Origin of the sequence: Klebsiella sp. 2-CIP_Kleb. (assembly GCF_050378715.1) — a bacterium.
GTDB lineage: Bacteria > Pseudomonadota > Gammaproteobacteria > Enterobacterales > Enterobacteriaceae > Klebsiella > Klebsiella quasipneumoniae.
In genome coordinates this window covers 55,599-71,197 of the sequence record NZ_JBNRLG010000004.1, presented here as the reverse complement: position 1 = coordinate 71,197, position 15,599 = coordinate 55,599, and the positions used below count along the sequence as shown (strand labels likewise).

Annotated in this window: 14 protein-coding genes; 10 read left to right on the top strand and 4 right to left on the bottom strand. The window is 59.8% G+C overall.

Annotated elements, in window-relative coordinates:
• Positions 1 to 47 precede the first annotated feature (47 nt).
• Positions 48 to 1,307, bottom strand: coding sequence for a chloride channel protein (locus ACQUTP_RS15510; protein WP_285756169.1), 1,260 nt, complete (start codon positions 1,305 to 1,307; stop codon positions 48 to 50).
• A gap of 275 nt (positions 1,308 to 1,582) precedes the next feature.
• Between ACQUTP_RS15510 and ACQUTP_RS15505 the strand changes: the two genes are divergently transcribed.
• Positions 1,583 to 2,200: a trimeric intracellular cation channel family protein gene (locus tag ACQUTP_RS15505; protein ID WP_002922654.1), complete on the top strand. Its 618-nt coding sequence runs from the start codon at positions 1,583 to 1,585 to the stop codon at positions 2,198 to 2,200.
• 5 nt (positions 2,201 to 2,205) lie between these two features.
• On the opposite strand, the gene ligB is transcribed toward ACQUTP_RS15505, so the two are convergent.
• On the bottom strand, positions 2,206 to 3,882 hold the full coding sequence (gene ligB, locus ACQUTP_RS15500) for an NAD-dependent DNA ligase LigB (RefSeq protein WP_085846741.1): 1,677 nt from the start codon (positions 3,880 to 3,882) through the stop codon (positions 2,206 to 2,208).
• A 258-nt stretch (positions 3,883 to 4,140) separates the two neighbouring features.
• Here ligB and gmk point away from each other — a divergent pair, with 258 nt between their 5' ends.
• The 7 genes from gmk (at position 4,141) to fpr (ending at position 12,127) form a co-directional block, all read left to right on the top strand.
• On the top strand, positions 4,141 to 4,764 hold the full coding sequence (gene gmk, locus ACQUTP_RS15495) for a guanylate kinase (protein ID WP_002922664.1): 624 nt from the start codon (positions 4,141 to 4,143) through the stop codon (positions 4,762 to 4,764).
• A 54-nt stretch (positions 4,765 to 4,818) separates the two neighbouring features.
• Complete coding sequence (rpoZ, locus tag ACQUTP_RS15490) at positions 4,819 to 5,094, top strand: DNA-directed RNA polymerase subunit omega (protein ID WP_000135058.1); 276 nt, start codon at positions 4,819 to 4,821, stop codon at positions 5,092 to 5,094.
• Positions 5,095 to 5,112: 18 nt separating this feature from the next.
• Positions 5,113 to 7,233, top strand: a complete 2,121-nt coding sequence (gene spoT / locus ACQUTP_RS15485; RefSeq protein WP_004205080.1) for a bifunctional GTP diphosphokinase/guanosine-3',5'-bis pyrophosphate 3'-pyrophosphohydrolase — start codon at positions 5,113 to 5,115, stop codon at positions 7,231 to 7,233.
• A 161-nt stretch (positions 7,234 to 7,394) separates the two neighbouring features.
• Entirely contained in the window at positions 7,395 to 8,084 is a 690-nt protein-coding gene (gene trmH, locus ACQUTP_RS15480; RefSeq protein ID WP_023319341.1) for a tRNA (guanosine(18)-2'-O)-methyltransferase TrmH, read from the top strand.
• Between the two features lie 5 nt (positions 8,085 to 8,089).
• Positions 8,090 to 10,171 (top strand): ATP-dependent DNA helicase RecG, encoded by a 2,082-nt coding sequence (recG, locus tag ACQUTP_RS15475; RefSeq protein ID WP_023319342.1) that lies wholly within the window; start codon positions 8,090 to 8,092, stop codon positions 10,169 to 10,171.
• A gap of 48 nt (positions 10,172 to 10,219) precedes the next feature.
• Positions 10,220 to 11,230, top strand: a complete 1,011-nt coding sequence (gene glpX / locus ACQUTP_RS15470; RefSeq protein ID WP_004205085.1) for a class II fructose-bisphosphatase — start codon at positions 10,220 to 10,222, stop codon at positions 11,228 to 11,230.
• A gap of 150 nt (positions 11,231 to 11,380) precedes the next feature.
• Positions 11,381 to 12,127, top strand: a complete 747-nt coding sequence (fpr, locus tag ACQUTP_RS15465; RefSeq protein ID WP_048293911.1) for a ferredoxin--NADP(+) reductase — start codon at positions 11,381 to 11,383, stop codon at positions 12,125 to 12,127.
• Here the strand turns inward: fpr and ACQUTP_RS15460 are convergent, their stop codons facing one another.
• A complete protein-coding gene (locus ACQUTP_RS15460; RefSeq protein ID WP_080848056.1) occupies positions 12,128 to 12,556 on the bottom strand; it encodes a DUF805 domain-containing protein in 429 nt (142 codons plus the stop codon). It abuts the gene before it with no gap.
• Positions 12,557 to 12,668: 112 nt separating this feature from the next.
• Between ACQUTP_RS15460 and ACQUTP_RS15455 the strand changes: the two genes are divergently transcribed.
• Both ACQUTP_RS15455 and tpiA read left to right on the top strand, forming a co-directional pair.
• Complete coding sequence (locus ACQUTP_RS15455) at positions 12,669 to 13,268, top strand: YiiQ family protein (RefSeq protein ID WP_004205087.1); 600 nt, start codon at positions 12,669 to 12,671, stop codon at positions 13,266 to 13,268.
• A gap of 109 nt (positions 13,269 to 13,377) precedes the next feature.
• Positions 13,378 to 14,145, top strand: coding sequence for a triose-phosphate isomerase (gene tpiA, locus ACQUTP_RS15450; protein ID WP_002922909.1), 768 nt, complete (start codon positions 13,378 to 13,380; stop codon positions 14,143 to 14,145).
• A gap of 92 nt (positions 14,146 to 14,237) precedes the next feature.
• On the opposite strand, the gene ACQUTP_RS15445 is transcribed toward tpiA, so the two are convergent.
• The gene (locus ACQUTP_RS15445; protein ID WP_043522754.1) at positions 14,238 to 15,542 is read right to left on the bottom strand and encodes an SLC13 family permease; all 1,305 of its coding nucleotides are present in this window, start codon (positions 15,540 to 15,542) and stop codon (positions 14,238 to 14,240) included.
• Positions 15,543 to 15,599 lie beyond the last annotated feature (57 nt).

Genomic DNA, 15,599 nt, shown 5'->3' with positions numbered 1-15,599 from the left:
TCAGATACCTTTCTGAAGGCCGGTTTACCGGCCTTTTTTCATCCATTTCAAAAGCAATATTTCTTATCCAGTACCCGGCAGGTCAAAAACGCCCCTGCCGCGCACAGCAGCGTCGGGGCCAGATAGCTGTGATCCATGTGGGTGAATTCCATCACCAGCACCACCGCCGTCAGCGGCATCTGCATGGAGGCGGCGAGAAAAGCGGCTGCTCCCACCAGGGCGAAACTACTTTCATCTCCGCCGGGGAACCCTGATTGCCAGAGCGCGCAGAGCAGCAGGCTGGCCAGCCCGCCCACCGCCAGCCCCGGGGTTAGCAACCCGCCCTCCGCGCCGCCGCGCAGCACCGCCAGGATCACCACCATCTTCAGCCCTAACAGGATCGCGACCATGGAGAGAGGCAGCCCGTCGCTGAGCGCCAGCTGCATCGGCCCCTTGCCATTGCCCGGTAGCGCAGGGAACCAGAGGCTCAGGACGGCAAGAAGTGAAAACGCCAGCAGACAGAACACTGGCATCTGCCAGTTACTTCGCACGCGTGAACGCGCTGCGTTGGTCGCTTTGCGAAAGAGCCAGGCGCCGGCGCCCAGAATCGGGCCCACCAGAATCGCCCACCAGAGAAAGGTGTGCGGAAGCGCGCTGGAAACAAAATGGTATTGCGATTCATCCCCTAACCCGAGGGTGGCCGTCCAGGCGGCAATCGCCGAGGTCGTTATCGCCGCCAGCGTTTTTTCCCAGCTAAACGACAGCAGCATGACCTCGAGGGTGAACAACGCCCCTGCCAGCGGGACGTTATACACCGCCGCCAGGCCCGCGCCCGCCCCACAGGCAATCAGCGTGCGGGTGTCATCCTCCAGCAGGCTCAGCTTACGCGCCACCATCCCCCCTCCCAGCGCGCCCATTTCCCGCGGCGCCACTTCGCGGCCAAGCGGGGAACCCAGCGCTACGGTGACGATCTGCAACAGGGCGTGGATCGTCGTGGTGCCCGCGGGCATGGGGACGGAAGGGTTAGCCGCCGCCGCGGCAATGGAAACCCGCTTCTGCCCATAGCGACCAAGCAGCCACCAGCCAAATCCGGCGACGATGCCGCCGGCCACGATTGCCGCGATGCGACGTGGCCAGGGCGACGCCGTGACGCCCTGTAAAAATGACACCGAACCGACGATCTGCCCGGAACTGTAGCCAAAAGCCAGGTGCTGAATGGCGTGTAAAATCAGTGCCAAAACCATGCCGGACAGACCGGCCAGAATCCCGGTTAATACCACGGCCAACAGGCGAGTCAGAGAATGTTTGCTCCCGGCGGCGACACGCATTTTCTCATCTCCTCGAGAAAGAAAATAAAAGGATAAAGGTCGGGACTTAAACATTAGGTATTCGTAGCGTTTTCAATATAGAAAATCGATCGGGAACAAATCATTACTTTTTCTAATCTTTAAAAATTCAAAAAATAGAAATAAACCGCCAATTAAAGCCAATTTAATCTATATTGGCATTAGTTTTTCCTGGCCTAACGATTTCACTTTAGAAAATCTCAATCGTGATCCTGCGCACAAATCGTTAACCTGCCGGCCACTGTCTGGGGGGATCTATGCTGCTTCATGTTCTGTATTTAATCGGTATCACCGCGGAAGCTATGACCGGAGCGCTGGCTGCCGGGCGTCGGCGGATGGATACGTTCGGCGTCATTATTATCGCCACCGCGACCGCGCTGGGCGGGGGTTCCGTTCGCGATATCCTGCTGGGACACTATCCTCTCGGCTGGGTGAAGCATCCCGAATACGTCATTATTGTCGCCGTCGCCGCCGTCCTTACCACAATTGCCGCCCCGGTAATGCCGCACCTGCGCCGGCTTTTCCTGGTGCTGGATGCGCTGGGGCTGATCGTATTTTCCATCATCGGCGCGCAAATCGCCCTGGATATGGGAGAAGGGCCGGTTATCGCCTCTATTGCTGCGGTCATCACCGGCGTTTTTGGCGGTGTACTGCGCGATATGTTCTGCAAACGCATTCCGCTGGTCTTCCAGAAAGAGCTGTATGCCGGGATCTCGTTTGCCGCAGCGGTACTTTATATAGCGCTGCAACATTACGTCAGCAGCCACGATGTGGTGGTCCTGGCCACGCTGCTGTTCGGCTTTACCGCCCGCATGCTGGCGCTGCGCTGGAAGCTCGGGCTACCGGTCTTCCACTACACCCACGACGCCCACTAACCGCCTCAAAACCCGGGGATGCGCTGCCCGCTAAGCCATTGCGCCAGCGCCGCCACGTCAGGGTGATGCAGGAAAGCCACCAGCTGTCGGGCTCTGATCGCCCCCACGCCCGGCAGCGTGCGCCATTGCGCTTCACTCTTTGCCGTGAGGAGGCGCCAGTTTTCATTTCCAGGCTGCGCCAGCGCCTCCTGGGGCGCCGGGATCCCCATCGCCAGCACCCAGCGTATAAAAGGCCGTTTACGAATAAGATCAAACTGATGCCAGAGGTGCTGCCCACGGGTGGCCGAGATCCCAGGCATCGCCTGCAGCTGCTCCGCCGTGAGCGCCAGCCAGGAAAAAAGATGCTCCATCGGATGCTGCCGCTGAATGACGCGCCATACGTTTTCCCCTACGCCATCGATATCCAGCGCCGACTTTGATGACAACCAGACCAGCCGGGAAAGAAACTGTTCGCTGCACTCAGGGGTGGCGAAATAACAGGTTAGCGCATTGAATTTGGCCGCCGGCGGCGTCGGTTTAAGGCGCTCGGCCATCCGCCAGACGACCGCGTCGATCCGTGGAATACCCTGACCTGCCAGACTGATCTGCAGCTGATCGCCCACCCCAATATCCAGCGCCTGCCAGCGGGCCACAGAGCCAACGTTAACCCGCTGCACGCGTTTGTCATCCAGTCGCTGGGGCTCAAGCTCAGCCACTACGTTGACTCTACCGCTGCGGCCGGTACTGAAATGGATCGCCCGCACCTCCATCACCCGCGATGCCGGAGGATATTTCCAGGCTGCCAGCCATTCGCCCTTTCCCGGTGACCAGACGCGCCCCGCCGGTTCGCGCTCTTCACGCACAATCACGCCATCGCTGACGAAGGGCAGCGGCGAGCGATACCACCGCTGGCGCCACTCCGCCACCTGCTCAACACGCGTCACCGGATGGGTGTATTGTCCGCTGTAGATAAACCCCGCCTGCGCCAGCAGCTTCTGACGACGGCGCATATCCAACGGACCGTCTGGCCAGGCCCAGATAAAAACGTCCAGCTGGCTGAGGGGCGCCGCCGCGTCAGCCCGCATCATCAACCCGGCGACTTTTGCCCGCGCGTTCATTCCGCCAGCCTGCTGCTGAACATGCCCCTCCCGACGCAGAAACAGCTCCCCCTGCAGCACGCTGTTGGCCAGTTCGCCGGTCGTCAGCTTCGCCAGCGCCGGGATCTGCCGCGCTCGGGCGGTCCACAACTCACCGCGCAGGCCATCCCCGCGGCTGATAGCCTGAACCAGATGCCCCTGGCGATAGACCAGGGTTACCGCCACGCCGTCCACCTTAGGCTGTATCCACAGGTCGGTTTTATTTTTCATCCAGCGGGCCACGCTGGCTTCATCCGCCAGCTTGCGTACGCCGGTATGGGCGACCGGATGACGCGTATCGCCGGTCAGTGGAGGCAGACCGTCCTCCTCAGGCGTCGCGCCCGGAAAGCATTGCCGCCACTGCGTCAGGCGCTGGGTGAGCTGGTCGTAAACGTCATCACTCACCTCGCTGGCGCCCTGTCGCCAGTAAGCCTCGTTCCAGGCCTCAATCTGTTGATGAAGACGTGCCATCTCCTGTCTGCCTTTAGCCGGCGGCCAGTCCGGGCACGTCGCCAGCGCGCTGGCAGAGAACATCCCTATCGCCAGCCACCCCCCTCCTTTACGCATTGCAGTTCCCTCCTTCAGCACCTGACGGAGAGTCTGCGGCAGAATACCGGAAACCGCGACGGGGGCTTTTTCACCCTGCGAAGCGCCTTCCAGGATTTGCACCTCGTTGCAGCAACGGCTGGCGAATTCAGGAAAACGGCAGGCAAAATGAAAGAAACAGCGGCAAAAAGTGTGACAAGGACTGCGTCACGCCGCGGCGACGTGTATAATAGGCTCGTATGTAGGACCTCTTTCGATAACCACATACAAAAGACACTCATGGCTCAAGGCACGCTTTATATTGTTTCCGCCCCTAGCGGCGCGGGTAAATCCAGTCTGATTCAGGCTTTATTAAAAACCCAACCGTTGTATGACACCCAGGTATCGGTTTCCCATACCACGCGGGCGCCGCGTCCGGGTGAAGTGCACGGCGAACACTATTTCTTCGTGAATCACGACGAATTCCGCTCGATGATTGGCGAAAACGCGTTTCTGGAACATGCAGAGGTCTTTGGCAACTATTACGGCACGTCGCGTAAAGCGATCGAGCAGGTGCTGGCGACCGGTGTTGATGTCTTTCTCGATATCGACTGGCAGGGCGCGCAGCAGATCCGTAAAAGCATGCCGGGCGCACGCAGCATTTTTATTCTGCCGCCGTCAAAAGATGAACTGGACCGTCGCCTGCGCGGCCGCGGCCAGGACAGCGAAGAGGTGATCGCGAAACGAATGGCCCAGGCCGTTGCGGAAATGAGCCATTACGCCGAATATGATTACCTGATTGTGAACGATGATTTTGACACCGCCCTGAGCGACCTGAAAAATATCATCCGCGCTGAACGTCTGCGCATGAGCCGCCAAAAGCAGCGACATGGCGCTTTAATCACCAAACTATTGGCAGACTGAACCCACATTCAGTATCATGCCCAGTCATTTCTTCACCTGTGGAGCATTTTAAGTATGGCACGCGTAACTGTTCAGGACGCTGTAGAGAAAATTGGTAACCGTTTTGACCTGGTACTGGTCGCCGCGCGTCGCGCTCGTCAGATGCAGGTAGGCGGAAAGGATCCGCTGGTACCGGAAGAAAACGATAAAACCACCGTAATCGCACTGCGCGAAATCGAAGAAGGTCTGATCAACAACCAGATCCTCGACGTACGTGAGCGCCAGGAACAGCAAGAGCAGGAAGCCGCTGAATTACAAGCCGTTACCGCGATTGCTGAAGGTCGTCGTTAATCACACAGCGGGTCGCCCTTGTATCTGTTTGAAAGCCTGAATCAGCTGATTCAAAACTACCTGCCGGAAGACCAGATCAAACGTCTGCGGCAGGCGTATCTCGTTGCACGTGACGCTCACGAGGGTCAGACACGTTCAAGCGGTGAACCTTATATCACGCACCCGGTCGCGGTAGCCTGTATTCTGGCCGAGATGAAGCTCGACTACGAAACGCTGATGGCCGCGCTGCTGCATGATGTGATTGAAGATACTCCCGCCACCTACCAGGACATGGAACAGCTTTTTGGTAAAAGCGTCGCCGAACTGGTAGAGGGGGTATCGAAACTTGATAAGCTCAAGTTCCGCGATAAGAAAGAGGCGCAGGCCGAAAACTTTCGTAAAATGATCATGGCGATGGTGCAGGACATCCGCGTCATCCTCATCAAGCTTGCCGACCGCACCCACAACATGCGTACCCTGGGCTCGCTACGCCCGGATAAACGCCGCCGCATCGCCCGCGAAACGCTGGAAATCTACAGCCCGCTGGCGCACCGTTTAGGTATCCATCACATCAAAACTGAGCTCGAAGAGCTGGGCTTTGAGGCGCTGTACCCGAACCGCTACCGCGTCATTAAAGAGGTGGTCAAAGCGGCGCGCGGCAACCGTAAAGAGATGATCCAAAAGATCCTCTCGGAAATCGAAGGGCGTTTGCAGGAAGCGGGGATCCCCTGCCGCGTCAGCGGTCGCGAAAAGCATCTGTACTCGATCTACTGCAAAATGGTGCTCAAAGAGCAGCGTTTTCACTCGATCATGGATATCTACGCCTTCCGCGTTATCGTCCACGATGCCGATGTCTGCTACCGCGTGCTTGGCCAGATGCACAGCCTCTATAAACCGCGTCCAGGTCGTTTCAAAGATTACATCGCCATTCCGAAAGCGAACGGCTATCAGTCTTTGCACACCTCGATGATCGGCCCCCACGGCGTCCCGGTCGAGGTACAAATTCGTACCGAAGACATGGATCAGATGGCGGAGATGGGGGTCGCAGCGCACTGGGCTTATAAAGAGCACGGCGGCGAAAGCAGCACCACCGCGCAAATCCGCGCCCAGCGCTGGATGCAAAGCCTGCTGGAGCTGCAGCAGAGCGCCGGCAGCTCGTTTGAATTTATTGAGAGCGTTAAATCCGATCTGTTCCCCGATGAGATTTACGTTTTCACCCCGGAAGGGCGCATTGTCGAACTGCCCGCTGGCGCCACGCCGGTGGACTTCGCCTATGCGGTGCATACCGATATCGGCCATGCCTGCGTCGGCGCGCGCGTCGACCGCCAGCCCTATCCACTGTCGCAGCCGCTCTCCAGCGGTCAGACTGTCGAAATTATTACCGCGCCGGGCGCACGTCCGAATGCCGCCTGGTTGAACTTTGTCGTCAGCTCGAAGGCGCGCGCCAAGATCCGTCAGCTGCTGAAAAACCTCAAGCGCGATGACTCGGTCAGCCTTGGCCGTCGTCTGCTCAACCACGCGCTGGGCGGTAGCCGCAAACTCGCCGAGATCCCGCCGGAGAATATCCAGCGCGAGCTCGACCGGATGAAGCTGGCCTCGCTTGACGATCTGCTGGCGGAGATCGGTCTGGGCAACGCCATGAGCGTGGTGGTGGCGAAAAACCTGCAGCAGGGCGAAGCCGCTGCGGCTCCGGTGCCGGCCAATGCCTCAAACCACGGCCATCTACCGATCAAAGGCGCCGATGGCGTGCTGATCACTTTTGCCAAATGCTGTCGTCCGATCCCCGGTGACCCGATTATCGCCCACGTCAGTCCCGGCAAAGGGCTGGTTATCCATCATGAATCCTGTCGTAACATCCGCGGCTACCAGAAAGAGCCGGAGAAATTTATGGCGGTTGAGTGGGATAAAGAGACCGCTCAGGAGTTCATTACGGAGATCAAGGTGGATATGTTTAACCACCAGGGCGCACTGGCTAACCTGACGGCGGCGATCAACACCGCCTCTTCCAATATCCAGAGTCTGAATACGGAAGAGAAAGATGGCCGCGTATACAGCGCCTTTATCCGCCTGACCGCCCGCGACCGCGTGCATCTGGCGAATATCATGCGCAAAATCCGCGTCATGCCGGACGTGATTAAAGTCACCCGTAACCGAAATTAGCTTTTAGACAAAACATTCGAATTGCATCAAGGCAGCAAGCGAATGACAAATCTGCCGGGAGCAGATTTGAACGCTGCTTGCAGGCCCCGTCAGGGGCGAGGTCCAGGGATGGGCCGCGTGATCCGCAGCGACTAAAGAGGTAATTCGAAGGATGAAGTGTAATGAATTCACAGCGTTATGCGCGTATCTGCGAGATGCTCGCTAGGCGTCAGCCTGACCTGACGGTCTGCATGGAGCAGGTCCATAAGCCCCATAACGTCTCTGCGGTCATCCGGACCGCAGACGCCGTTGGCGTACACGAGGTGCACGCGGTCTGGCCGAGCAGCCGGATGCGCACCATGGCCTCCGCCGCCGCGGGCAGCAACAGCTGGGTGCAGGTGAAAACCCACCGTACCATCGCAGATGCCGTCGGCCACCTCAAAGGCCAGGGTATGCAAATCCTCGCCACCCATCTTTCCGGCAAAGCCATCGATTTCCGTGAAATCGACTATACGCGCCCAACCTGCATCCTGATGGGTCAGGAGAAAACCGGCATCACTCAGGAAGCGCTGGCCCTGGCCGATCAGGACATTATTATCCCGATGATCGGCATGGTGCAGTCGCTGAACGTCTCCGTCGCCTCGGCGCTGATCCTGTATGAAGCCCAGCGGCAGCGACAAAACGCCGGGATGTACCAACGCGCCAACAGCATGCTGCCGCCGGAAGAGCAGCAGCGCCTGCTGTTTGAAGGCGGCTATCCGGTGCTGGCCCGCGTCGCGAGACAGAAAGGGCTGCCTTACCCCCACGTTAACGAGCAGGGCGAAGTGGAAGCCGATGCCGCGTGGTGGGCCACCATGCAGGCTGCGAGGTAAACCCCATGTCAGGCCGCCTGTTAGATGCCGTTCCGCTCAGTTCACTCACCGGCGTTGGGGCTGCGCAGAGCAGCAAGCTGGCGAAGATCGGCCTGCATACGGTACAGGATCTGCTGCTGCACCTGCCTTTGCGCTACGAAGATCGCACCCATCTTTACCCGATAGCCGATCTGCTGCCCGGGGTTTATGCCACCGTGGAAGGCGAAGTGCTCAACAGCAATATCACCTTCGGCGGCCGCCGAATGATGACCTGCCAGATCAGCGATGGCACCGGCATCCTCACCATGCGCTTTTTCAACTTCAACGCGGCGATGAAAAACAGCCTCGCGACCGGTCGACGAGTGCTGGCCTACGGTGAAGCCAAACGCGGGAAGTACGGCGCCGAGATGATCCACCCGGAATACCGCGTCCAGGGCGATATGAGCACCCCGGAGCTGCAGGAGACCCTGACGCCGGTCTACCCGACTACCGAAGGCATTAAGCAGGCGACCCTGCGCAAGCTCACCGATCAGGCGCTCGAGCTGCTCGAGACCTGCGCAATTAGCGAACTCCTGCCGCCGGAGCTGGCGCAGGGGATGATGAGCCTGCCGGAGGCGCTGCGTACGCTGCACCGTCCGCCTCCCTCATTGCAACTTAGCGAGCTGGAAAGCGGCAAGCACCCGGCGCAGCAGCGCCTGATTCTGGAAGAGCTGCTGGCGCACAACCTCAGCATGCTGGCGCTACGGGCAGGCGCCCAGCGCTATCACGCCCTGCCGCTCGGCGCCAACGATACCCTGAAAAATCAGCTGCTGGCCTCCCTGCCCTTTAAGCCCACCGGCGCGCAGGCGCGGGTCACCGCCGAGATCGAGCGCGATATGGCGCTGGACGTGCCGATGATGCGCCTGGTGCAGGGCGACGTCGGCTCCGGTAAAACGCTGGTCGCCGCCCTGGCCGCTCTGCGCGCTATCGCCCATGGCAAACAGGTGGCGCTGATGGCGCCCACCGAACTGCTCGCCGAGCAGCACGCCAACAACTTCCGCAGCTGGTTTGCACCGCTGGGCATTGAGGTCGGCTGGCTGGCGGGCAAACAGAAAGGCAAAGCACGCCAGGCGCAGCAGGACGCTATTGCCAGCGGCGAGGTGCAGATGATTGTCGGCACCCACGCCATCTTCCAGGAACAGGTGCAGTTTAACGGCCTGGCGCTGGTGATCATCGACGAACAGCACCGCTTCGGCGTACACCAGCGGCTGGCGCTGTGGGAGAAAGGTCAGCAGCAAGGTTTCCACCCGCATCAGCTGATCATGACCGCCACGCCGATCCCGCGCACCCTGGCGATGACCGCCTACGCCGACCTCGATACCTCGGTTATCGACGAGCTGCCGCCGGGCCGAACCCCGGTGACTACCGTCGCTATCCCGGACACCCGGCGCAGCGATATTATTGACCGCGTGCGCAACGCTTGCACCCACGAAGGCCGCCAGGCGTATTGGGTCTGTACGCTGATTGAGGAGTCCGATCTGCTGGAGGCCCAGGCGGCGGAAGCGACCTGGGAGGAGCTCAAGCTGGCGCTGCCGGAGCTGAATATCGGTCTGGTGCACGGGCGGATGAAACCGGCGGAGAAGCAGGCGGTGATGCAGGCTTTCAAGCAGGGCGAAATGCATCTGCTGGTGGCCACGACGGTCATTGAAGTCGGTGTCGACGTACCGAACTCGAGCCTGATGATTATCGAAAACCCGGAACGTCTGGGTCTGGCGCAGCTGCACCAGCTCAGAGGGCGCGTCGGGCGCGGCGCGGTCGCTTCCCACTGCGTGCTACTCTATAAATCGCCGCTCTCTAAAACGGCGCAGAAACGCCTGCAGGTGCTGCGTGACAGTAACGACGGTTTCGTCATCGCCCAGAAAGACCTTGAAATTCGCGGTCCCGGTGAGCTGCTCGGCACCCGCCAGACCGGCAACGCTGAGTTTAAAGTGGCGGATTTGCTGCGCGATCAGGCGATGATCCCCGACGTTCAGCGCATTGCGCGTCACATTCATGAACGCTATCCGCTGCAGGCCCAGGCGCTGATCGAGCGCTGGATGCCGGAAACCGAACGCTATTCCAACGCGTAGCGCGCTTTTGCCGCGCTGCGGGCAATCTTTCTACACAATGAGTGGATTATGAAACGAGAACTGGCCATCGAATTTTCGCGTGTCACCGAAGCCGCCGCGCTGGCGGGCTATAAATGGCTGGGCCGCGGCGATAAAAACTCCGCCGACGGCGCAGCGGTTAACGCCATGCGCATTATGCTTAACCTCGTCAATATCGACGGCACCATCGTCATCGGCGAGGGCGAAATCGATGAAGCGCCGATGCTCTATATCGGCGAAAAAGTGGGCACCGGCCAGGGCGATGCGGTGGATATCGCCGTCGATCCCATCGAAGGTACCCGGATGACGGCGATGGGCCAGGCTAATGCCCTGGCAGTGATGGCGGTCGGCGATAAAGGCTGCTTCCTCAACGCGCCGGATATGTATATGGAAAAGCTGATTGTCGGCCCAGGCGCTAAAGGTGCTATCGATCTCAATCTGCCGCTGGAAGAGAACCTGCGCAATATCGCCCGCGCGCTGAACAAGCCGCTGGGCGAGCTGACCGTCACCGTGCTGGCGAAACCGCGCCACGATGCGGCGATTGCTCAGCTGCAGCAGCTGGGCGTGCGCGTGTTCGCCATTCCCGATGGCGACGTCGCGGCCTCCATTCTCACCTGCATGCCGGATAGCGAAGTGGACGTGCTGTACGGCATCGGCGGCGCGCCGGAAGGGGTGGTTTCCGCCGCGGTGATCCGCGCGCTCGACGGCGATATGCAGGGCCGCCTGCTGGCTCGTCACCACGTGAAGGGCGACAGCGAAGAGAATCGCCGCATCGGTGAAAACGAGCTGGCGCGCTGCAAAACCATGGGCATCGAAGCGGGTAAAGTGCTGCGCCTTGATGAAATGGCGCGCAGCGATAACGTCGTCTTCTCCGCTACCGGCATCACCAAAGGCGATCTGCTGGACGGCATCACCCGTAAGGGCAATATGGCCACCACCGAGACGCTGCTGATCCGCGGCAAGTCGCGCACCATCCGTCGGATCCAGTCGATTCATTACCTCGACCGTAAAGATCCGGACGTCCAGCAGCACATCCTGTAATACCGCTTTCTCTCCTCCAGGCAACCGTCCGCGGGCGGTTGTCCTGTTCTTCGTTTATATTTGATCAATAGAGCTTTCTTGCGCCTGCGGGGTGGAAATCTTGCCCGTCTGGGCCGAAGATAAGGCATCGCTTGGCAACAGGAGAAGACGATGGCGGACTGGGTTAGCGGCAAAGTGACAAAAGTGGAGTACTGGACGGACGCCTTGTTCAGTTTATACGTGCGGGCGCCTGTCCATCCGTTTACCGCCGGGCAATTTACCAAGCTCGGGCTGGAAATCGACGGCGAACGCGTGCAGCGCGCCTACTCCTACGTCAACGCCCCCGGCAATCCCGATCTCGAGTTCTATCTGGTCACCGTCCCGGAAGGCAAGCTGAGCCCGCGTCTGGCGGCGCTGAAACCGGGCGATGAGGTCCAGGTGGTGAGCGAAGCGGCTGGCTTCTTCGTCCTCGAGGAAGTACCGGATTGCGATACTCTGTGGATGCTGGCGACCGGCACCGCCCTCGGGCCTTATCTGTCGATTCTCCAGGAAGGCAAAGATCTTGAGCGATTTACTCATCTGGTGCTGGTCCACGCCGTGCGCTACGCCGCGGACCTGAGCTATCTGCCGCTGATGCGCGAACTCGAGCAGCGCTACGCCGGCAAATTACGCATCCAGACGGTGGTCAGCCGCGAAACCGTGGCAGGCTCGCTGACCGGCCGGGTGCCGTTCCTGATTGAAACCGGGGCGCTGGAGGAGGCGGTCGGCCTGCCGATGACCCGCGACACCAGCCATGTGATGCTGTGCGGCAACCCGCAGATGGTGCGCGATACCCAACAGCTGTTAAAAGAGACCCGGCAGATGACCAAACATCTGCGTCGCCGGCCGGGCCACATGACGGCGGAGCACTACTGGTAATCAGGCGTCCGCTTTCCAGCGCACGTCCAGGGTCTCCTTGCCGAACTTATTCTCGCCCTGGGTGCCGACAAACGCCCCAAGGTCGATCAGCATCATGACGATAATCAGCGTCGGCACAAAGCGCCCGACGCCCCACTGCCAGACCTGCGGCAGCATCGCCCAGTTCCCCGCCAGCAGCATCCACGCCAGAATCATCAGCAGCGCCCACAGTCCGGATTTGCCGCGATCGTGCAGCCGCTTCACCACCACCGCCGCCGTCGGCCACAGCAGGCAGACAATAATAAACGCCGCCGTCTGCAGATTAAGCAGATTGCTGCCTGCCAGGGTGAACAGCGCGCTCATGGTCACCAGCCAAATGGCAATCCAGATCCAGAAATCGCGGCGGCCAATGCGCCCTTTAATTGAGAATAACCACTGCTGTAGGGTCATGCGTTTTTCCTTATCATCATCGTCTGCGTAGTTTACCCTGGCGTCGTGACTTTTTGACAAGCGCCGCGCTTCCCGATTTAATCGTCAGCAGGCAAAAAAAGGAACGACGGGCATGAAGAAGTGGACAATCTTGTGTTTCAGTGGGCTGATGGGCCTTGCCGTCGGCCCGCATGCGTTGTCCGCAGAAAGCGAATCGACGACCGCTGCCCCCTACCTGCTCGCCGGCGCGCCGAGCTTTGACCTGTCGATCAGCCAGTTCCGGGAAAAATTTAACACCGATAACCCGAAGCTGCCTCTGAATGAATTCCGTTCCATATCAACCAGCCGCGATCGGGCTAACCTGACCCGCGCCGCCAGCAAGATTAACGAAAATCTCTATGCCTCCACCGCGCTGGAGCGCGGCACGCTGAAGATCAAATCCATGCAGATCACCTGGCTGCCGATCCAGGGGCCGGAGCAAAAGGCGGCGAAGGCCAAAGCGCTGGAGTATATGAGCGCCATGATCCGCGCCTTCGTGCCCACCCTTAGCCCGGCGCAGAGCCAGCAAAAACTGCAGAAACTGCTGACTGCCGGCAAAGGCAAACGCTACTTCTCCGACACCGAGGGCGCTGTGCGCTATGTGGTGGCAGATCATGGTGAAAAGGGTCTGACCTTCGCTGTTGAACCGATTAAGCTGGCGCTATCTGAAACGCTGGAAGGTAACAATAAATGACAAAAAGCAAAGCCTTTCCAGTGACGAGTCTCTATACTGTTTCACAGACCATGCTGCCCTCTGGGGCGGCTATATTCCTTAATTCGCTTAAGTAGCGTGGAGAATTAAAATGCGACATCCTTTAGTGATGGGTAACTGGAAACTGAACGGCAGCCGCCACATGGTAAACGAACTGGTTGCGAACCTGCGTACCGAGCTGGCTGGCGTAAGCGGCTGCGCAGTTGCCATCGCCCCGCCGGAAATGTATCTGGACCTGGCTAAGCGTGCGGCAGAAGGCAGCCACATCCACCTGGGCGCGCAGAACGTTGACGTAAACCTGTCCGGCGCTTTCACCGGTGAAACCTCCGCCGAAATGCTGAAAGATATCGGCGCACAGTACATCATCATCGGCCACTCCGAGCGTCGTACCTACCACAAAGAATCCGACGAGCTGATTGCGAAGAAATTCGCCGTGCTGAAAGAGCAGGGTCTGACTCCGGTACTGTGCATCGGTGAAACCGAAGCCGAAAACGAAGCGGGCAAAACGGAAGAAGTTTGCGCACGTCAGATCGACGCGGTACTGAAAACGCAGGGCGCTGCCGCTTTCGAAGGCGTGGTTATCGCTTACGAACCTGTATGGGCTATCGGTACCGGCAAATCCGCGACCCCGGCTCAGGCTCAGGCGGTGCACAAATTCATCCGTGACCACATTGCTAAAGCTGACGCGAAAATCGCTGAGCAAGTGATCATCCAGTACGGCGGTTCCGTTAACGCTGGCAACGCCGCAGAGCTGTTCACCCAGCCGGACATCGACGGCGCGCTGGTTGGCGGCGCCTCCCTGAAAGCTGACGCTTTCGCGGTGATCGTTAAAGCAGCAGAAGCAGCGAAAAAAGCTTAATTCGCTTTTCCCGGTGGCGACACGCGACCGGGTTGACTGACAAAACGTGGGAGCCTGGCTTAGCACAGCGCAAGCCGGGCTTTCTTTTGCCGTTACAGTTTCCCCAACAGCTGATACCACGCGTAGTCCAGCGGCAGTAAAATCAAATAGCTCACCGCCGCCAGCGCCAGACAAAGCAACATCCCCGCCCTCGCCGGGACTTTGCCTAACCCCATCGCGACCACGATTGGCGACGCCTGATACGGCAGCAGCGGCGTGGAATAGCCCAGCACCTGAATCATAATCACGCTCAGCAGCGGGAAGCCGGTGGCGTCGGCAAAGCTCTGGGCAAAGGTGGTATACAGCGCCGGCACGCCGTTGGCGGTCATAATAAAGTTCAGCGCGCTGGTAATTCCGGTCAGCGCCAGGAAGCTGGTGAAAGGATTGTCTTTATCCAGGGGCATCACCTGCAGCAGCGCATTGCCCACCACGCCGCCAATCCCGGTTTGGGTGACGGTGATCGCCAGCCCCAAAATCCCGGCAACATAAATGCAGGTGCGCATATTCACCCCGCTGGCAAACTCTTCGCCACTGATAAAGCCCACCCGCGGCAACAGCGTGACCACCGCCGCCGCCAGGCCGGTCCACGCCGGGCCGATGCCATGCCAGCTCTCGGTCACCCACAGCGTGAGGACCACCGCCAGCAGCCACGCCAGACGCTTCTCGTCGCGGCTCATCGCCGGCAGCGGCGCCAGGTCGCGCGGCGGATGCGGCTTACCGGGAAACAGCCAGCAGATCAGCGCCACCAGCGCCGCCCCTTTCAGCCAGCCAAGCACCGGCGTATGCAGCAGTAAATAGGGAACATAATTCAGATGGATACCGTACGAGCCCTCCGCCGCGCCGCTCATCACCAGATTCGGCACGTTGGCGGGCAAAATCGTCGCCGAAAGCTGAAAGGTGCCGAACCCCACCGCCAGCGCCAGGCCGAACCAGCCGCGGCTGCCGTCGGCAATGCCCGCCCGGCGGGCCATCGCCGCCACGATCGGCATCAGCAGCGCGATGCGCCCCATGTTGGAAGGCATCACGAACGCCAGGGCATAGCTCAGGAGTACCACGCTGGCGACCATCCGCGGCCAGGAGTCGGTTAGCCGCGCCGACAGCGCCTGCGCCGCCCGGTCCGCCAGCCCGGTTTTACGGATCGCGATGCCGAGCACAAAGCCGCTGAACACCAGCCAGAAGGCCGAGGAGGCAAAGCCGCCAAAGATCACCTCCGGCGGGGCGATTTTCGCCATCATCGCCGCAGCGAAAAACAGCAGCGCGGTGATAAATTCCGGCAGCAGCGACGTCGCCCAGAGCACAATGGTAACGCCGACAATCAGTGAAGGGAGGAACAGCGGGTGGGTAAGCCAGAGCGACATGCCTGTCTCCTGTCGTTTTTTTCAGCAAGAATACGACGACAGGTAAGACAGGTAAAC